The organism is Pseudomonas sp. TE6288, from assembly GCF_054062095.1.
On record NZ_JBSSEW010000013.1, the window covers coordinates 147,984 to 165,080 of the forward strand.

Genomic DNA, 17,097 nt, shown 5'->3' on the forward strand with positions numbered 1-17,097 from the left:
AGCAACACGAATGCAGACCTATAAAAAAGTCCTCCTGGCCGCTGCCGCCACCCTGGTGTTCTCGGCCAATGCCATGGCAGCCGAGAAACTGAAAATGGGCATCGAGGCGGCCTACCCGCCGTTCAACAACAAAGATGCCAGCGGCCAGGTCGTGGGCTTCGACAAAGACATCGGCGACGCCCTGTGCGCCAAGATGAAAGTCGAGTGCGAAGTGGCCGTTTCCGACTGGGACGGCATCATCCCAGCGCTGAACGCCAAGAAGTCCGATTTCATCATCTCCTCGCTGTCGATCACCGACGAACGCAAGCAGGCCGTTGACTTCACCGACCCCTACTACTCGAACAAGCAGCAGTTCATCGCACCGAAAAACGTCGACTTCAAGACCGACCGTGCTTCGCTCAAGGGCAAGACCATCGGCACCCAGCGCGCCACTCAGGCGGCTACCTGGCTGGACGACAACGGCGGCATGGACGGCGAGTTCAAGGTCAACCTGTATGACGGCCAGGAAAATGCCTACCTCGACCTGACCTCCGGCCGCGTCGATGCCATCCTCGCCGACAAGTACGCCAACTACGACTGGCTGAAATCCGAAGCCGGCAAGAACTACGAGTTCAAAGGCGACCCGGTGAACGAAAGCGACAAGGTCGGCATCGCAGTACGCAAAGGCGACAACGAGCTGCGCAACAAGCTCAACGCTGCACTGAAGGAAATCGTCGCCGACGGCACCTACAAGAAGATCAACGACAAGTACTTCCCGTTCAGCATCTATTGATTCGCCCCGACAGGCATCGCCGCCTTGGCGGTGCCTGTCCCTTGAACAAACTTACCCATGAATATCGACCTGCACGGATTCGGCCCGGCCATGATGGCCGGTACCCTGATGACCGTAAAACTGGCGCTCTGCGCCTTGCTGCTGGGGCTGGTCCTGGGCCTGCTCGGCGCCCTGGCCAAGACCTCGCCGGTCAAGCCCTTGCAATGGCTTGGCGGCACTTATTCCACACTGGTGCGCGGCGTTCCCGAACTGCTCTGGGTGCTGCTCATCTACTTCGGCACCGTCGGGCTGATGAACAGCCTTGGCGAACTGCTGAACATGCCTGGCCTGGAGCTCAGTGCCTTCACTGCCGGCGTGATCGCCCTCGGCCTGTGCTTCGGCGCCTACGCCACGGAAGTATTCCGCGGCGCGATCCTGGCCATCCCCAAGGGGCATCGTGAAGCGGGCCTGGCCCTGGGCCTCTCCAAGGGTCGCATCCTGTCGCGGATCATCCTCCCGCAGATGTGGCGCATCGCCCTGCCGGGCCTGGGCAACCTGTTCATGATCCTGATGAAGGACACTGCGCTGGTGTCGGTGATCGGCCTGGAAGAGATCATGCGCCACGCGCAGATCGGCGTGACCGTCACCAAGGAGCCGTTCACCTTCTACGCCGTGGCCGCCTGCATCTACCTGGGCCTGACCGTGATTGCCATGACCGGCATGCACTTCCTGGAAAAGCGCGCCGCTCGCGGCTTCATGAGGGCCGAATAAATGAACTGGGAAGTCATCATCAAGTGGCTGCCACGCCTGGCCCAGGGTGCCACCCTGACCCTGGAGCTGGTGGCCATCGCCGTCATCGCCGGCCTGATCCTGGCCATACCGTTGGGCGTGGCGCGCTCGTCGCGTCACTGGTATGTGCGCGCCCTGCCCTTCGGTTACATCTTCTTCTTCCGCGGCACGCCGCTGCTGGTGCAGCTGTTCCTGGTGTACTACGGCCTGGCCCAGTTCGACGTGGTGCGCAACAGCTCGCTGTGGCCGTACCTGCGCGATCCGTTCTGGTGCACGGTGCTGACCATGACCCTGCACACCGCCGCCTACATCGCCGAGATCCTGCGCGGTGCTTTGCAGGCGATCCCCAAGGGCGAGATCGAAGCGGCCCGGGCGCTGGGCATGTCACGGGGCAAGACGCTGCTCTACATCATGCTGCCGCGCGCCGCGCGCATCGGCCTGCCGGCCTACAGCAACGAAGTGATCCTGATGCTCAAGGCCAGTGCGCTGGCCAGTACCGTCACCTTGCTGGAATTGACCGGCATGGCACGGACCATCATTGCCCGCACCTATCTGCCGGTGGAGATCTTCTTTGCCGCCGGGGTGTTCTACCTGCTGATCTCGTTTGTGCTGGTTCAGGGTTTCAAAGTGCTGGAGCGCTGGCTGCGCGTGGATGCCTGCCAAGGGCGTTGAGGATGTAAACAACATCGGGGCCGCATGGCGGCCCCCATCGATAGTGCTGCGGTGCCTGCATGCCGACCACGCCTTACCTCCACGACCAGCACCTGCTCGAGCGCTTCCAGGCCCTCGACCATTTCCTGCTGCAGCACCAGCAGCTGTGGCGCCCGCGCCCGTTCAACCACTTGCGCCTGGATTGGGAAGACGAGCACATCGAGCTATCCCGCTGGCTGCGCCAACGCACCCTTGAGCAAGCCGAAGCCCCCGAGCAACCTGCGGCCCCGGCCCCATTTCCACAACTGGCCGCACAGGCGCAGGCACTGTCCGTCGTCGGCGAGCTGCCCGATGCCGGCTTGCACCCCGCCGGGCACCGTCTCGACGTCAACGTCCCTGGCCGCAAGTGGCAGCAGATCGAAGCCTTCAGCCGCCGCCTGGCATTCAGCCAGCCTGCGCGGCACTGGCTCGACTGGTGCTCCGGCAAAGGCCACCTGGGCAGGCGCCTGCTGCAACCCGGCCAGCATCTGACCTGCCTGGAGTACGATGCCGAGCTGGTCAGTGCCGGCAAGGCCCTGAGCGAGCATCACCACCTGGCTGCCACCCATGTCCACCAGAACGTCATGGCCATGGACAGCGCCCGGCATCTGGATGGCGACAAGAGCGCGGTCGCTCTGCACGCCTGCGGCGACCTGCATGTGCGGCTGCTGCAACTGGCAAGCCAGAAGGGATGCCGACAGATCGCCGTCGCGCCCTGCTGCTACAACCGCATCCAGGGCAAGCGCTATCAACCGCTCTCCGGTGCCGCCCAGGCCTCGACCCTGGCATTGACCCAGGAAGACCTGGGCCTGCCACTGAGCGAAGCGGTCACCTCGAGCCAGCGCACTCGGCGCCAGCGCGACCAGTCCATGGCCCGCCGCCTCGGGTTCGACCTGCTGCAGCGCCAGCAACGGGACGTGGACGAATACCTGCCCACCCCTTCGCTGCCGGTCAGCTGGCTGGCAAAGCCTTTCGAGCACTACTGTCGCGACCTGGCCGAGCTCAAGCAGCTGACGATCAACGGCCAACCCGACTGGGTTGCCCTGGAGGCAGCCGGCCAGCAACGCCTGGCCCAGGTACGCAACCTCGAACAGGTACGCAACCTGTTCCGCCGCCCACTGGAGATGTGGCTGGTGCTCGATCGCGCACTGTTCCTGCAGGAGCAAGGCTATTCGGTACGGCTAGGCGTGTTCTGCGATTACCCGCTGACCCCGCGCAACCTGTTGCTGCTGGGTGAGCGCGACGCAACGCCGCAGCGCGGTTGACAGCCTGTGGATAACTCTGTGTACAAGCTTGTGATGAAAATCACGAAATCTTGGATCCTTGGGCTATTTGCGCTGCTTTGCTTATTCCGTCGTGGGCCTCAAAGCCAGTAAAAACAGGCCTTTGCGCAAAGACCGGTGGTAGCGGCTGTCGGCATGCCTTTCGCGCAAGCGGTCAATGCCACTTGTGCATAAGCAATTTTGCCAAGCGCTTTGGCGGGGTAGTTGTCAAGCCAGTTTGAGCAAGCCCATGCCTACCAGCAGCAACGCAAGCCCCAACCAACCACGCCCGGCCAGACGCTGACCGAACAAGGCCCAGCCCATGGCCACGGTGGCAAGGATGCCAAAGCCACCCCAGATGGCGTAGGCCAGCGACAGGTCGATGTCCTTCACCGCCTGCGCCAGCGCGGTGAACGCCGCCAGCACGCAGAGGATCGAGGCCAGGCCCAAGCCCTTGCAGCGGAATCCGTCGGAGTACTTGAGCAGCAGGTTGGCCAATACCTCCAGCACGATGGCCAGGCCCAGCCAGGCAAATGGAATCAACATGGCACGGCCTCCCCTTCACGTTCGACGGGCTTGGCGCGGGTACCGGCCTTGACCAGCAGGATGCCGGCGATCATCACCGCCAGGCCCAGGGCCTTGGTCCAGCCCAGGCTTTCACCAAGCCAGAGCACGCTGATCAAGGTGATCAGCACGATACCGAACCCTTCCCACAGCGCGTAGGCCACACCCACCGGCACGCGCTTGACCGCCAGGGCCAGGAAGAAATACGACAGACAGATCATGACGTACATGACGGCATGCCCCATCACAGGGAAATGAGTGGCGGCGAGTTTCATCGACGCCGTGCCGATCACCTCGAAGGTGATGGCAACGATCAGGTAGATCCAGGAACGCATGGTGCCCTCCCATGGGCGACAGCGGCCGAGCGCACAGGCATCGGCGCCAGACAGAGACGTTTACGGCTGTAGAGGGAGGGTGGCGCTAGAGGTCGCCGGTCCAGTGACGTTCACGGGAGACCAGGCGGGAAGAGGAGAGGAGCTTGAAAGCTTTACTGTTCAACATAATGAACACAAGATTAGCTGAGCTGATCGATTAAGTCAAAACGATAGGTTAGGACTAATTATTTCTCACGGAAAATAGATGACTTCAGGAAGATCCCCTTAAAGCCTGCTGAAAGCTTCGTAAATTATATTCCCCATGTTCGTTCTCTGGGGATGGCCCTGCAGTTACGCAACCGTCTTCTGCGTGGGAGCGGGCTGGCCCCGCGATCACCGGCAAGGCCGGTGCCACGTGCAGGCCCTCCTCCTGCGACAAACCGTCGCCATGAGGCAAAATACAAAATTAATTATTGTTTTACGATAATTATTCAAGAATAATCCGCTCCGTTCATCACTGTACGGAGGCACCCCATGAACAGTAGATCCGTGGCCTATGCGCGTTCGCGCCTACGCACCATCGGCGCATTCGCCGCCTACCTGGCCTGGACAACCGCGGTCGTCGAGCTGACCATCACGCCCTTGCTCTTCATCTTCGACTTCCCCGAGATTTTCAACGGCTACCTGCAAGCCTACGGCGACCAGATGCCGCTGCTGCTCGAACCCGGCTACCAGGCATCCCCCCTGGCCGTCGGCCTGGTACTGGCGGTGGACATGATTCCCACGCTGATTTCCGTTGTGGCCCTCGGCCTGACCGGCCTGTTCTTCCACCGCCTCTCGCGGGGGCAGACCTGGACCTCGGCCAATATCAAATTGCTGTGGTGGGTCGGCCTGCTGTGCATCTTCACCCCGTTGCTGTGGCCGGTGACCTACACCTTGCAGGGCCTGGCCCTGGCCATCGATCTGCCGGCCGGGGAAAGGAGCTTCAGCTTCTCGATCGGTGTATCATCGCAGGCTGTCTACGAGATCATGAAAGGCATCCTGCTGTGTGCCTTCTCGCTGCTCATGCGTGACGCCAAGACCATCAGCGATGAACACAACTGTTATGTCTGACTGCTTCCTATGCCGATAATCATCCGCCTCGACGTCGTCATGGCCCGGAACAAGATGCGTTCCAAGGACCTGGCGGAAATCATCGGTATCACGGAAGCGAACCTGTCGCTGCTGAAGAACGGCAAGATCAAGGGTTTCAAGATCGAGACCCTGGAGAAGCTGTGTCGCGCCCTGAACTGCCAGCCCGGCGATTTGCTGGAGTTCAGCGACGAATGATCAAGGACTGCAACACCCATGGCACTTTTCCACAATGGCCTGGCCGCCCTCGTGCTGGCCTGCCTGGCCCTGGCCCTGACCGGCTGCGGCCCGAGCTACACCTATAGATACTCGCCACCGCCCAGCGCGCATGGCATGAACTGCATCAACAGCTGTTCGACGGAGCGCAACCACTGCCAGCAGATGGCCCGCCTGCAGGACAACAGCGAACGTGCGCTGTACCAGGCCGAGATGAGGGCCTACCAGTACTGCCAGAACGGCAAGAGCAAGAAGGAAGCGCGTCACAGTTGCCACTACCCGAGCTACCCCTTCAACACAGGGAGCAGCTACAGTTGCGGCAATGACTACGACTCCTGCTACATGGCCTGCGGCGGCACCATCCAGCGCATCCTGAACAAAGACTGATCCCGGAACGGACTCGAACATCGTGAAACACACCAAGCCTTTCGCCCTGCTGACCCTCGCCCTGGCCATGACCGGCTGCGCCAACAGCCTGCCAAGCAGCAAGCCGGCCCCGCTGAACTGGAACATGCCCGGCATGCAGCTGGGCGGTGACCGCGGCCTGCCCCTGCACAACGCCGACGGCAGCTGCCGCAAGCGCGGCTGCGACAACGGCAAGCTGTTCTTCAACCCCGGCCAGCCCGAGCCAAGCGTCAACTCCATCCACCGCGGCTGGTAGGAAAATTCTCCTTTCAGTTCGGTGACTTAGGGTTTTGTGCGGTGGATGCAACGAAGTGGTTTACAGCGCCGAATCCATCGCTATAATGACGCCCCTGTGCCGGTATAGCTCAGATGGTAGAGCAACTGACTTGTAATCAGTAGGTCCCGGGTTCGATTCCTGGTGCCGGCACCATTCAAGGTTCCATAGAAAGCTTTCAAAATCTCTGGAACCCCCGAAAAACCCGCCTTCTGGCGGGTTTTTTCGTTTTGGCGTTCCGTCGGATTCCGAGGGTAGCCAGCGCTAATAAGGGTAGTTTTAAGGATAGAGGTCCGTTTCGATATCGGAGACTACCCTTATGGCACGCACCACTGCCCCGCTTACAGACACCGCCTGTCGCACGGCAAAGCCCAGAGAGCGGGAGTACAAGCTCTTCGACGGCGACGGTCTTTACCTGCTTGTGCAACCCAACGGCCGCAAAGGCTGGCGGCTCAGGTACGTGAAACCCGATGGCCGCGAAGGCCTGACCGCCCTCGGCAGCTACCCAGTGGTCGGGCTGGGCGACGCACGCCGTAAGCGCTTCGAGATCAAGCAGCAGCTCGCCAACGGCATAGATCCCATCCAGTACAAGCAACAAACCAAGACCCAAGCCGTGATCAACGGCCGCACCTTCGAAAGCGTTGCGCTCGACTGGCACGCCAGCATGGTGCCCAAGTGGGCGCCCGGCCACGCCAAGACTGTACTTAGCCGATTGAAGACTCACGTATTCCCTTTGATCGGTGCCAGAGCAATCGTTGAGTTGGACACCCACGACCTCATGCAGCCACTGGAAGCCGTGACGAAGCGCGGCACCATCGACGTGGCGCTCAGGATCAAGAATTACCTGCAAAGCATCATGCGTGAAGCCAAACGGCTGCGACTGATCACGGCGAACCCGGCTCACGACCTCGATGGATCGATCAAGACACCGCGGGTAACTCACCGGCCCGCACTACCCCTATCGCGGCTTCCAGAGCTATTGGCATGCATTGAGGACTACAGAGGTCGCCCGCTCACACGCCTCACGGTGATGCTGTCGTTGCATGTATTCGTACGCTCCAGCGAACTGCGCTTCGCCCGTTGGAATGAGTTCGACCTCAAGCGCGGAATTTGGGAGATCCCTGACACCCGCCCGGCGCTGGACGGAGTGCCCTTCTCCACAAGGGGTACGAAGATGGCCGGAGACATCCACGTTGTACCCTTATCGCCACAGGCTGTGGCCTTGCTTGAGCAGATCCACACGATCACCGGCAAGTTCGAGCTGGTGTTCGCGGGGGATGCCAAGCCGTGGAAACCGATGTCCGAGAACACGGTGAATGCCGCGCTAAGGACGATGGGCTATGACACCAAGGTGGATATCTGCGGCCACGGGTTCCGAGCCATGGCGTGCAGTGCGCTGGTCGAGTCCGGGCTGTGGTCGGAGACGGCTATCGAGCGACAGATGAGTCACAAGGAACGCAACAACGTACGGGCCGCTTATACCCACAAGGCCGAGTTCCTCGAAGAGCGCCGGATGATCATGACCTGGTGGAGCCGGTTTCTGGAGGCTAACCGCGAGGACCATGTAACGCCGCATGAGTTTGCCAAGCAGACGGGCGAGAACGTCACGCGCCTGCGCAGTGCCAAGAGGACCGAGTAACCCGCCGCACCACCACCTCAACTCGCTGTGAAGTTACCCACAGCACCGCATGAAGCTCCTCCGCGCGGGTCCATTCAAACGGGGCTGCAAAGCCGCCCCGTTTGAATGGACCATACCTAAGAAAAAAACTGCTGGCACAGAGTACGTCTGTGGAAAACCACTGATGTCCACCGGGGGATAGTTTTATCCACAGGCGCTAAATACCTGAAATCGCTTTGCTTGACGAATATTGTCCACAGGCGTAGACCGGGAGTTGCAAGAGCTGTCGATGACAGCACCCTAGGTGGCCCGAACCTTCAAGGCCACGCCGCTCTCGCGGTGGTTCTCCCAAGGGCGATTCGCATCCGGCAGCTCGCCCGGTCACTTCCCTGTGATGGATGCTCTCTAAACCTATGGCCCTCGTGCGCCAGATACATCGTACTGTGCTGCCCTGCAGCAACCTATCCGATTGGCCAAACCTTGCGCCAACCTGCGCCCGTCTCTTTCTTCTGGAAAGAGACGGGCACTTCTACCACCGCTGCAGCCCTGATCGCACAAGGCTTTGCGGCATTCCCCGTCGTGACAATCGGCGTGACAAACGCCGATGTCACCAGCAACAGCGCTGTAGATGATGGTGCCGCAGACCAAGGTATGGACTGCACCTGACTGACAGTCAGGTATGCCCCGGTCATCACATTGCTGCTTGCACATGGCTCAGGATCTCGCGGCACTGGTCTCGTCAGCCAATGCAGCCTCCACCCGCCCACCGGTAACGGTGCTCAGGAGGCCAGATCATGAGATGCCCTTGCTCCCGGACGTAAGGAGCCGCCAGTCCCGCGCTAGAGGACATCCCCACAGGTCGCAGGGGCCTTGATCCCTGATAACACTCAACATTCTTGGCGGGATGACGTGGGGCGAGGATTGGAGACCAGGCGATGAGGTGATTCGACATGGCATTGGTGGGTAGACGCGATGGCCGTAATTTCGGCTACGGCAGGCAACTGAGCTATGCAGGGCCGCAGGCGTTGAAAGACATGTTCGGCGGCGGCCACTACGGCACGGTCAAGGCACACTGTGATCGGTGGCAGGCATTCGTCAGATGGTGCCGTTCCGAACAGGGGCCTGGTATTAATGATGCGCGGCAGATTGATCGGAAGGTGTTGGCGGACTATGCGGCGTATCTGCGCGACGTGGTTAGACGCTGCGACCTCGCCGTCAGCACCGCACAAAACCGGCTGTCCAGCGTGAACAGGACCATGGCAGCGCTTCGCGGTGATCAGTGCGTGAAATTGCCGAGTCCGAGCAAGGCGTTGGGTATGCAGCGCAGCAGAGTTCGACACTCAGTGCCGCAGGGCCAAGACCGCAGACAGGTTAAGCAGATCGTCGATGCGCTTTGCCGCCATGATCTGCTAAGGGCTGCAGCGATCGTTCTGTTGGCACGAGCCACAGGCATGCGCTTGCGTGAGGCCATCCTAGCCGACTTGCCACGGCTGAGCCGTGAGGCTAACGACCTAGGCAGGATCAACATCCAGGATGGCGCCAAAGGCGGTCGAGTTGGCGTCTCAGCGCCACGATGGATTGCGGTGGACCACCATGTTAAAGAAGCACTTGAGTTTGCACGGCAAGTGTCGCTTGCGAGTAGCCGCAACTTGATTGCGCCACACGAAAGCTATCTGAATGTTCTGCAGGAAATCATCCGTCCAGCGCGTGACGTCCTGCATGCACACAAGCTCAAAGGCTTCCATGAGCTACGAGCGGCCTACGCATGTGAACGCTATGAGCAAATCACCCAACACCCCGCGCCTATCAACGGCGGCCAATGTTGCCAGGTAGATATTAACCTTGATCGTGAGGCCCGAAGGCAAATCAGCTACGAGCTGGGCCACGGTCGGATTGATGTGGTCACTGCCTACATTGGAGGGCAGTCATGAGTAATCCATTCGACATGGAGCTGTTCATGGCTGGAGTGTTGACCGGCTCGCACGCAACCCGGAAACGCCATGTGCGGCAAGCGAAAATTATCCATGCTGAAATAGCAGAGCGCTGGCAACGAGTAACGCCGTGGGATTGGCAGATGAAGCATTTAGCTTGGTTTATTGAACACCGGTTAAAGTGGCATAGTCAGGCAACGCGATATTACTACGTACTGACGTTGCGCCTTCTTGTACGGCGTTTAGGAAAGTCATGGGTTATCAAGCTTTGAACGAAGCTGTTTGCGATAGAAATCTTCGTCCACAACCCAACGTGCCATTTGTGAAATCCTGTTACTGCGAGAATCTATATGAAACAACAGCAATATCTTTCTTCAACTACGAAAGATGATGCACCTCAGAATTTTCACAACTAATTTACGCAAGGCCATCAAGCACACGCACTGTTGGAACTGCGAAGGAATTACATATGCATTCACAAGAAAGACACAATTTCTTTTCCGGCAAATTGATTGATTGAATCAGTCTTAAATTTTTTATGTCGCTCACGATAAGCTGGCTTTTCAACTTTCACCAACCCTTTTAATAGCATATCCTTTACTTTAGGATCGTTATATCCAACAATCATTTCGACTGCACCGAAAGCATCGGCCACCCAACTTTTTATTTCATCACTAATCCCATAATTATGAGCAATTTCGAAACCAGATAAATTTGCATCCAACTTACCGCCTTGTTCTAGAACAGTCACAGAAAAATTATTTTCAGTGATAGCTTCGCCAACTGGCGTCACCAGATGAAACAGGCGAGGCTGACCGACGCCTCTTACAAACGGATGCTCACTGCCGATCATATCTTTATTTCTTTTGTACGACTGGTTACATGTTTTCCCGGCCGGAATTAGATTCGACAGGGTCACAGCCAAAAATGGAAACTTAGTGCGCGGATAAAAATGGTCCAGATCCGTCCTGAATTTAACCTGATCCCCTTTTGTTTGAATAGGCTCATCATTACAATACAAGCAAACAAATATTTTCCACTCATCCGTTATATCATGGCCAATATCAGAAGACAGGGCCGAATAATTAAACACTCCTTCAAACCTATTAATCCACTCAGGAAAATCCTCTTTAAACTTTTCTGTCGCCAGATTTTCCCCCGCAGCGGCTTTCATAATATTTGCTAATGCATCCCTTTTTCTTGCATAGCCACCTGCAGCCCTTAGCAAATCCAACAAGCTATTAATATATGTCAGACCCGGAGTCGTAACAGCTTCTAGGAATGCAATTGCATCTACATAAAGGGCATCGAGCACATTTTTTTCGTCTCGCGTACGAGCCCCATACTCATCGACATTGTGAGGAATAGGGGCATCCTTGAGGAAGTACGTAGGCCAATATCTATCGGCAAGCTCTGGGAACCTGCCATATATTTCATATATTTGATCAACAATACCCTCCGGCTGACAACTCAAAATCTCATTGATTTTGGCATCATCAAAATAAGCATATTTATCCTGCTGCTCCGGAGGAAGAGACTGAATGAACTCTCTCATTTTTTGTTGCGTACTTTGGACAACGTGCAGATCGTATTTAGCACGTAGATCGGCACCAGGCAAATATTCGAACTTAATCATCTTTCAACAAGTACTCCCTAACAAATTTATTGCCCATACCCCTAATTAACTCCTTATCCAGAAGATCCAATTCATTGGACTCCGATTTATTCACTAACGAAACTATAGCCTTTCTAGAGTGCTCGCCAACCGTCGAAGCTAGATGCATGCCATCAATAAATAGATTTGTAATATTTGTTCCGAACCCTAGAGACTCTTTAACCTCGACTCTACCACTATCACTCTTGACCAATGAAACAATATCTTGAGGCAAAAAATCACTTACAATAATTGGCGAGTGCGTAGTTATTAGTAGCTGCGGCTTTACACGACCCCAGTTCAATTTTTCCAGCAACTCAAGGTACGAGTCTAGGAAGCTCCTCTGCCACTCTGGATGAAGGTAAAGGTCTGCCTCATCGATAACAATTATATGGCTTGCGTTTTTCGATTTTTTTGCACAACTGTATGTCTCTGAGAAAAGATGGGCGTAAGCCATCTCACCCGTACTAATTCCTCGCCAGCCCCAATTAATATTAGACAATACGTTTCGAGGAAGTCTAGATGCCAGATGAATCACTTTACTAGCAGGAGAAAAATCATCTACCAGAACCACTAAACTTCCATTTTCTTCGCTAGATATAATTCCAGGAGCCAAATAATTAGAAATATCTTTAAGAATATCAAGATACTCCATGTACAACACCTGAAGTCTATCTATATCAACACCAACGGCACCAGCACCATGCGAAGTAAGGATTTTATTATTCTCTGAGTTATTGAAAACAGCCCAATTTTCTTCATACCTTAACGCTTCGATTGCATGGGAGATACTGAGTGAGAAATCCATGCCGTTGCGATAAAGCGCCTTCAGAAAATAAACCTGCATGACAGCGAATACTATTGATCTCTTCGCCTTAGAGGACGCAGATAGCTCGAAAATAATTGACGTGGATAGTGACTTGACCAGATAATCAAAAACGGTATCGGTATTGAAAGGAATAGCAAGTTTCGCTTTTTCAGGATAGGACTTATATGCGGATTCAAGCTCGCTCCTAATGGTATCTTCATATACATCAGACCGAATCATTGAACTCAGCTTGTGAGATGAATCATGAATTTTAAATTCGAAACCGACATCCTGAACAACGCCCTGCCCGGTTTGACTCCAGCGAAGATAATCAAGCAAATTCTCAAAGTACTTCTTGCGTCGAACATTATTTTCAGCATACGTTTCCAGGGATCTTTCCTGGATCAGTGAATGCTTAAATTTTTTCTCGTAACCGAACTTAGACTGAGCAGTAGAAACATTATTTATCTTGACCAAAGATATTTGGTGGGCTTTGGCAAATTCCAAATAATTCTCGTGCACTTCAAATAATTCAGAGCGAAGCCTTACATAATAATTTATCGGGCACACATGAATTTTCGAAGATTTGTCTTGAAACACCAGAACACCGCTTGAATCCGTCGTAAAATATACCGACTCAAGAAAATCAAGAATTGAACTTTTACCAACTCCATTAGCCCCAATTATCGCAGAGCAGTGATATCCCTTGTAGTAACCTGAAGTACTCACTCTACACTCAATAGCAATACTGTGATCCTCAACCCAGTAGTCGGCGTTACCACCCATTGAGACATTAAGGTCTGCAACCGCCTTATGCCTCTGAATATAAACATGCATTAATTTCATACATTAAACCTAAATAATCAACGCACTGCCCCCTCAAGGCAGTGCGAGCTCGCTTGAATTGTTACGAGACTGACCTGGCTCTACTCTTTCGCCTAAAATCTTCTTAATCACTTCTCTAGCCTGTGCCGTAAGTGGAATATTTATACTTGTTAAATTCTCATCCACTGTTATGTTTTTTTTGTTTTCCGCATCAACGTAGCTAATAGCTTCGAGATTGACGCTACACTTAAAACCAGCGCTAGCATCTGATATCTCAACGTTTCTCATAGTCTGCGCACTGAGGCGAGTCGGCTGGAACCTTTCGCTGATTGTATATCCACCTTCGTTAACAAAACCGCTAAAACCATCAATTTTCTTCGATCCAAAAGGAAGCGAATCATTAATTACCTTTTGAATATCTCTTATTGATACAGGAGTATTGTTCTTTGCAGCAGCAGCAAGATGATTACTTACACCATCTACAATTTTCATACGCCGTTGTTCTGGTATCGACGGGTCATCAAGAAAATCTAATACAGCAACCCGCACCTGTTCGACACTATTCTTGTTTGGTATATGATCAGCGCAACCAAATGCGTCCTTAAAGAATGCACTTTTTGACTTCCCAGTAATGAACTTTAAATAAGCATCTCCGTCATTCTTCGGGAAAGTCTCTTTAAAAAGTGTCAAATCAAACATTGCGGCATGTCGAAGTTCACTGGTATTGATACTAGTTAGATCAACAGGCTGAAGATCAGAGTCGAAGTCAAACCCATCCTGTTTACCCACTAGGACAGCCAGAAACCTACCAATGTCATCTAGATCATTATGAGTTTTATAGTGCACCATCACCAGGTGCCCCAAGGTCAATGTACCACGTATTGGTGAATTTGCCTGGTCGCAGGCACTGCTGACAAACTCCTCAACTAGTTGGTCAAAGCATATTTTCCCATCAACAAACTTCAACAAGACTTCCGGGGCCATATGCTGGCTAGTTGGAGAAAAATAACCATGGAATTTATTATTGTTTGCAAATTTTCGCTCAATCACATTGACAAAATGAATGGCCGTATCTTTACTGAGATCCCAGCTCTTACCCACCTTGGCATCATAATAAGCCAAACCTTTATTCTGAGTTTTGAAGAGATCGACCGTAATTGCATTCAACGCTATTATCTGATGCTGTGATTGAGGTGCGATTTCTGATCTATTTTTTTGTTCCGGCATATTCAAGGCAAAAATCCTTTTCCAAGTTTTAACGTTTTGATGGGGCGCTAGGTAGCTGGTAGAAGAGGCTGCTACAGATCCAAATGACCAGGGACCGGAGTGAGAATAGCCCATTGCCACCATTAAGCCAATGCCATTCCTGAGGCCTTTGAGGTCGCTTTCCCGAACCAAGGATTGTACTTTTGCCCCACCATCGCCCATTCATAGGGCGAAAAGCGACTTTTACGAAAAAACTGGCAATCTCGAAGTCAGCCACATGCACACTTCTGGCCCGCTAATTTCCGTCCGGAAAGAGCTACTAGCCTTAACCAATAAAATTAACTACCAGCCTCCTATACCCAACAATGATACTTTACAGACTACCTCATTGTTATTGATCGCTATATCCAAGCCAAAATGAACCAATGGATAGTTTTAGAGATAGCGTATTGCTAGCCACAAAAAATTACCTCTATTTATCATACTGTTGCGGAAATTTTCGACTCCTGGTGCCGCACCATACGCAGTATCAAAAAAGGCTCACCGAAAGGTGGGCCTTTTTTGCTTTCATGCCCCTCAGCCGAAACAAATCCCTCAAAGCCAACCCGATCAATGAGCGGGCTGCCTGTGATGGGCCGCACAGCGGCCCCGGCAATCTCTGACAACCCAGCAAGACACGCCTCCAAACACAAACGCTTTGACTTGCCAAACAAGCCCAGCTACGATTTTATCTTAAATTTTAGATATTTCTGCTGAGGCAACCCCATGGCGCTTCAATTCCACGAAAGCCCTTTCCACGCCACCCACGATGCAGAGACGGCCAGCAAAATGGCCTTGAAGATGGACCTGTCTATCTTCATCACGCATTGCATCAAAAAAATGGGCCTCAAACAGCACGAAGCCGCAGCCAGGCTGAACGTGACACAGTCCCGGGTATCCGAGCTGGCCAATGGCAAGATCGAGAAATTCACGCTGGACGCCATGATGGACATGCTCGACAAACTCGGCTTTAGAACGAGCCTGACCCTCCCTTCGAACGATGCCGATTCGCCTGCGCAGATCGTGATCACTCAAACGCCCGGCAGCTAAACCCTGTACCCCATCTTCCGCAGTTCGTGCTTGAACTCCTTCATGCGGTCTTCAGCGACCTGCATCGCATGCCGGTCGGACCTGTTGGTCGTTTTCACGAACGAATGCAACACAACGACCATGTCCGCAAATTTGGCCACGTACACGCAGCGGAATGCAGGGCTGCCGTTGATGATGAGCTCTATCGCGCCCGCCCCCACCGACTCCGTCAGCGCCTTGATTGGCCGCTCAAGAGGACACTCCCCACAGATCGCAGGGGCCTCGACGAATGTCGGGGCTTTTTCGTTTCCGCTCCTGCGACACATTGTCCACCCTCTCCACTTCTTGTTTTCGCTCAATAAACCCTACTTTCAAAGCGGCTATTCCTGTGCCCGACGACTTTCGTCGACTTAAGGAGAAGTCCCATGAACGAGCAAGAAGGCGTGTCCCTGACCCGGCGTGGCATGCTGGCCGGCACTGTGTTGCTGGGCGTCGGTGCCTCGGCGCTTGGCAGTGGCCTGGCCCAGGCCGCGACCGCTTCGCCCGCCGCCGGCCCGATGCCTGACCTGGCGAAACTGGAGCGGGTAAGCGTCGAACTGGTGGCACCGCCGCAGGTGCACCCCCACAGCCAGCGCGCTCCCGGCAAGCCGCGCATTGTCGAGTTCCGCATGGTCATCGAGGAGAAGGAACTGGCCGTCGACAGCGCCGGTGCCTATATCCACGCCATGACCTTCAACGGCTCGGTGCCCGGCCCGCTGATGGTGGTGCACGAAGGCGACTACGTGGAGCTCACGCTGGTCAACCCGACCAGCAACAGCATGATGCACAACATCGACTTCCACGCCTCCACCGGCGCCCTCGGCGGCGGTGAGCTGACCCATGTGAAGCCTGGCGAGCAGGTGGTGCTGCGCTTCAAGGCCGACCGTGCCGGGGTGTTCGTGTATCACTGCGCGCCGGGCGGGGTGATGATTCCCTGGCATGTGGTGTGCGGCATGAACGGCGCGATCATGGTGCTGCCCCGCGACGGCCTGAAAGACCCCGAAGGCCGCCCGTTGCAGTACGACAAGGTCTGGTACATCGGCGAGCAGGACTACTACATCCCGCGCGACAAGGACGGCAAGTACAAGCGCTACGCCAACCCCATGGCCAGCTTCGGCGACATGAGCCAGCTGATGAAGGGGCTGGTGCCCAGCCATGTGGTGTTCAACGGCAGCGTCGGTGCCCTGACCGGCAAGCAGGCGCTTACCGCCAAAGTGGGCGAGACCGTGCTGATCGTTCATTCCCAGGCCAACCGTGATACTCGCCCGCACCTGATCGGCGGCCACGGCGACTACGTCTGGGCCTCGGGCAAGTTCGCCAACCCGCCGCAGCGCAACCTGGAGACCTGGTTCATCCCCGGCGGCGCGGCGGGGGCGGCGTTGTACACCTTCCGCCAGCCCGGCCTGTACACCTACCTCAACCACAACCTGATCGAGGCGGTGATGCTCGGCGCCGCCGCGCATGTGCAGGTGGAGGGGCAGTGGAATGACGACCTGATGAAACAGGTGCAGGCGCCCGGGCCGATCCGCTAGCGGTATTGATCCGGATCAAA

Annotated in this window: 19 protein-coding genes and 1 tRNA gene; 14 read left to right on the forward strand and 6 right to left on the reverse strand. The window is 55.1% G+C overall.

Annotation, left to right across the window (positions count from 1 at the left end; all coding sequences use genetic code 11):
• Nucleotides 1-10: 10 nt before the first annotated feature.
• The 4 genes from ACVWY1_RS15495 to ACVWY1_RS15510 are packed head-to-tail and all read left to right on the forward strand — an operon-like array spanning nucleotide 11 to nucleotide 3,495.
• Nucleotides 11-772: an ABC transporter substrate-binding protein gene (locus tag ACVWY1_RS15495; RefSeq protein ID WP_110604171.1), complete on the forward strand. Its 762-nt coding sequence runs from the start codon at nucleotides 11-13 to the stop codon at nucleotides 770-772.
• A 57-nt stretch (nucleotides 773-829) separates the two neighbouring features.
• On the forward strand, nucleotides 830-1,522 hold the full coding sequence (locus ACVWY1_RS15500) for an ABC transporter permease (RefSeq protein ID WP_094010996.1): 693 nt from the start codon (nucleotides 830-832) through the stop codon (nucleotides 1,520-1,522).
• On the forward strand, nucleotides 1,523-2,212 hold the full coding sequence (locus ACVWY1_RS15505; protein ID WP_110697277.1) for an ABC transporter permease: 690 nt from the start codon (nucleotides 1,523-1,525) through the stop codon (nucleotides 2,210-2,212).
• Between the two features lie 59 nt (nucleotides 2,213-2,271).
• Nucleotides 2,272-3,495, forward strand: a complete 1,224-nt coding sequence (locus ACVWY1_RS15510; protein WP_277502268.1) for a methyltransferase — start codon at nucleotides 2,272-2,274, stop codon at nucleotides 3,493-3,495.
• Nucleotides 3,496-3,720: 225 nt separating this feature from the next.
• Here ACVWY1_RS15510 and mdtI read toward each other — a convergent pair whose 3' ends face one another.
• Nucleotides 3,721-4,038, reverse strand: coding sequence for a multidrug/spermidine efflux SMR transporter subunit MdtI (mdtI, locus tag ACVWY1_RS15515; protein WP_277502269.1), 318 nt, complete (start codon nucleotides 4,036-4,038; stop codon nucleotides 3,721-3,723).
• The gene (locus ACVWY1_RS15520) at nucleotides 4,032-4,391 is read right to left on the reverse strand and encodes a multidrug/spermidine efflux SMR transporter subunit MdtJ (protein WP_023629979.1); all 360 of its coding nucleotides are present in this window, start codon (nucleotides 4,389-4,391) and stop codon (nucleotides 4,032-4,034) included. The genes mdtI and ACVWY1_RS15520 overlap by 7 nt, the downstream gene beginning before the upstream one ends.
• A 513-nt stretch (nucleotides 4,392-4,904) precedes the next feature.
• Between ACVWY1_RS15520 and ACVWY1_RS15525 the strand changes: the two genes are divergently transcribed.
• From ACVWY1_RS15525 to ACVWY1_RS15560, 8 genes are all read left to right on the forward strand, one after another.
• Complete coding sequence (locus tag ACVWY1_RS15525) at nucleotides 4,905-5,483, forward strand: hypothetical protein (RefSeq protein WP_038706991.1); 579 nt, start codon at nucleotides 4,905-4,907, stop codon at nucleotides 5,481-5,483.
• Between the two features lie 9 nt (nucleotides 5,484-5,492).
• A complete protein-coding gene (locus ACVWY1_RS15530) occupies nucleotides 5,493-5,699 on the forward strand; it encodes a helix-turn-helix domain-containing protein (RefSeq protein WP_023629980.1) in 207 nt (68 codons plus the stop codon).
• Nucleotides 5,700-5,717: 18 nt separating this feature from the next.
• Nucleotides 5,718-6,104 (forward strand): hypothetical protein, encoded by a 387-nt coding sequence (locus ACVWY1_RS15535; RefSeq protein WP_046853791.1) that lies wholly within the window; start codon nucleotides 5,718-5,720, stop codon nucleotides 6,102-6,104.
• 22 nt (nucleotides 6,105-6,126) lie between these two features.
• Complete coding sequence (locus ACVWY1_RS15540; protein ID WP_371918090.1) at nucleotides 6,127-6,378, forward strand: hypothetical protein; 252 nt, start codon at nucleotides 6,127-6,129, stop codon at nucleotides 6,376-6,378.
• 98 nt (nucleotides 6,379-6,476) lie between these two features.
• Nucleotides 6,477-6,552 (forward strand) — tRNA-Thr (locus ACVWY1_RS15545).
• A 163-nt stretch (nucleotides 6,553-6,715) separates the two neighbouring features.
• Nucleotides 6,716-8,035, forward strand: coding sequence for a tyrosine-type recombinase/integrase (locus ACVWY1_RS15550; protein WP_277502270.1), 1,320 nt, complete (start codon nucleotides 6,716-6,718; stop codon nucleotides 8,033-8,035).
• A 929-nt stretch (nucleotides 8,036-8,964) separates the two neighbouring features.
• Nucleotides 8,965-9,945, forward strand: a complete 981-nt coding sequence (locus tag ACVWY1_RS15555; protein ID WP_277502271.1) for an integrase domain-containing protein — start codon at nucleotides 8,965-8,967, stop codon at nucleotides 9,943-9,945.
• Nucleotides 9,942-10,217 (forward strand): hypothetical protein, encoded by a 276-nt coding sequence (locus ACVWY1_RS15560; RefSeq protein WP_277502272.1) that lies wholly within the window; start codon nucleotides 9,942-9,944, stop codon nucleotides 10,215-10,217. The genes ACVWY1_RS15555 and ACVWY1_RS15560 overlap by 4 nt, the downstream gene beginning before the upstream one ends.
• Before the next feature lie 203 nt (nucleotides 10,218-10,420).
• On the opposite strand, the gene ACVWY1_RS15565 is transcribed toward ACVWY1_RS15560, so the two are convergent.
• Genes ACVWY1_RS15565 through ACVWY1_RS15575 form a run of 3 tightly spaced genes read right to left on the reverse strand, consistent with a single transcriptional unit; the run spans nucleotide 10,421 to nucleotide 14,459 of the window.
• The gene (locus ACVWY1_RS15565) at nucleotides 10,421-11,581 is read right to left on the reverse strand and encodes a hypothetical protein (protein ID WP_277502273.1); all 1,161 of its coding nucleotides are present in this window, start codon (nucleotides 11,579-11,581) and stop codon (nucleotides 10,421-10,423) included.
• Nucleotides 11,574-13,253 carry an AAA family ATPase gene (locus ACVWY1_RS15570; protein WP_277502274.1) on the reverse strand — a complete coding sequence of 560 codons (1,680 nt, stop codon included), beginning with the start codon at nucleotides 13,251-13,253 and terminating at the stop codon, nucleotides 11,574-11,576. The genes ACVWY1_RS15565 and ACVWY1_RS15570 overlap by 8 nt, the downstream gene beginning before the upstream one ends.
• A 33-nt stretch (nucleotides 13,254-13,286) precedes the next feature.
• Nucleotides 13,287-14,459: a nucleoid-associated protein gene (locus ACVWY1_RS15575; RefSeq protein WP_277505512.1), complete on the reverse strand. Its 1,173-nt coding sequence runs from the start codon at nucleotides 14,457-14,459 to the stop codon at nucleotides 13,287-13,289.
• A 744-nt stretch (nucleotides 14,460-15,203) separates the two neighbouring features.
• Here ACVWY1_RS15575 and ACVWY1_RS15580 point away from each other — a divergent pair.
• Nucleotides 15,204-15,527, forward strand: a complete 324-nt coding sequence (locus tag ACVWY1_RS15580; protein ID WP_046853787.1) for a helix-turn-helix domain-containing protein — start codon at nucleotides 15,204-15,206, stop codon at nucleotides 15,525-15,527.
• Here ACVWY1_RS15580 and ACVWY1_RS15585 read toward each other — a convergent pair.
• Entirely contained in the window at nucleotides 15,524-15,832 is a 309-nt protein-coding gene (locus tag ACVWY1_RS15585; RefSeq protein WP_277505513.1) for a type II toxin-antitoxin system RelE/ParE family toxin, read from the reverse strand. The genes ACVWY1_RS15580 and ACVWY1_RS15585 overlap by 4 nt on opposite strands.
• A gap of 99 nt (nucleotides 15,833-15,931) precedes the next feature.
• On the opposite strand from ACVWY1_RS15585, the gene nirK reads away from it, so the two are divergent.
• Complete coding sequence (gene nirK / locus ACVWY1_RS15590; RefSeq protein WP_431196983.1) at nucleotides 15,932-17,077, forward strand: copper-containing nitrite reductase; 1,146 nt, start codon at nucleotides 15,932-15,934, stop codon at nucleotides 17,075-17,077.
• Nucleotides 17,078-17,097: the final 20 nt, after the last annotated feature.

Bases quoted from the DNA above. Each gene is read 5' to 3' on its own strand.
- ACVWY1_RS15505 (WP_110697277.1), top strand. From the start codon at position 1,523: ATGAACTGGGAAGTCATCATCAAGTGGCTGCCACGCCTGGCCCAGGGT.
- ACVWY1_RS15555 (WP_277502271.1), top strand. From the start codon at position 8,965: ATGGCATTGGTGGGTAGACGCGATGGCCGTAATTTCGGCTACGGCAGG.
- ACVWY1_RS15550 (WP_277502270.1), top strand. From the start codon at position 6,716: ATGGCACGCACCACTGCCCCGCTTACAGACACCGCCTGTCGCACGGCA.
- ACVWY1_RS15580 (WP_046853787.1), top strand. From the start codon at position 15,204: ATGGCGCTTCAATTCCACGAAAGCCCTTTCCACGCCACCCACGATGCA.
- mdtI (WP_277502269.1), bottom strand. From the start codon at position 4,038: ATGTTGATTCCATTTGCCTGGCTGGGCCTGGCCATCGTGCTGGAGGTA.
- ACVWY1_RS15565 (WP_277502273.1), bottom strand. From the start codon at position 11,581: ATGATTAAGTTCGAATATTTGCCTGGTGCCGATCTACGTGCTAAATAC.
- ACVWY1_RS15495 (WP_110604171.1), top strand. From the start codon at position 11: ATGCAGACCTATAAAAAAGTCCTCCTGGCCGCTGCCGCCACCCTGGTG.
- ACVWY1_RS15535 (WP_046853791.1), top strand. From the start codon at position 5,718: ATGGCACTTTTCCACAATGGCCTGGCCGCCCTCGTGCTGGCCTGCCTG.
- ACVWY1_RS15520 (WP_023629979.1), bottom strand. From the start codon at position 4,391: ATGCGTTCCTGGATCTACCTGATCGTTGCCATCACCTTCGAGGTGATC.
- ACVWY1_RS15500 (WP_094010996.1), top strand. From the start codon at position 830: ATGAATATCGACCTGCACGGATTCGGCCCGGCCATGATGGCCGGTACC.
- ACVWY1_RS15585 (WP_277505513.1), bottom strand. From the start codon at position 15,832: ATGTGTCGCAGGAGCGGAAACGAAAAAGCCCCGACATTCGTCGAGGCC.
- nirK (WP_431196983.1), top strand. From the start codon at position 15,932: ATGAACGAGCAAGAAGGCGTGTCCCTGACCCGGCGTGGCATGCTGGCC.
- ACVWY1_RS15560 (WP_277502272.1), top strand. From the start codon at position 9,942: ATGAGTAATCCATTCGACATGGAGCTGTTCATGGCTGGAGTGTTGACC.
- ACVWY1_RS15510 (WP_277502268.1), top strand. From the start codon at position 2,272: ATGCCGACCACGCCTTACCTCCACGACCAGCACCTGCTCGAGCGCTTC.
- ACVWY1_RS15570 (WP_277502274.1), bottom strand. From the start codon at position 13,253: ATGAAATTAATGCATGTTTATATTCAGAGGCATAAGGCGGTTGCAGAC.
- ACVWY1_RS15575 (WP_277505512.1), bottom strand. From the start codon at position 14,459: ATGCCGGAACAAAAAAATAGATCAGAAATCGCACCTCAATCACAGCAT.
- ACVWY1_RS15525 (WP_038706991.1), top strand. From the start codon at position 4,905: ATGAACAGTAGATCCGTGGCCTATGCGCGTTCGCGCCTACGCACCATC.
- ACVWY1_RS15530 (WP_023629980.1), top strand. From the start codon at position 5,493: ATGCCGATAATCATCCGCCTCGACGTCGTCATGGCCCGGAACAAGATG.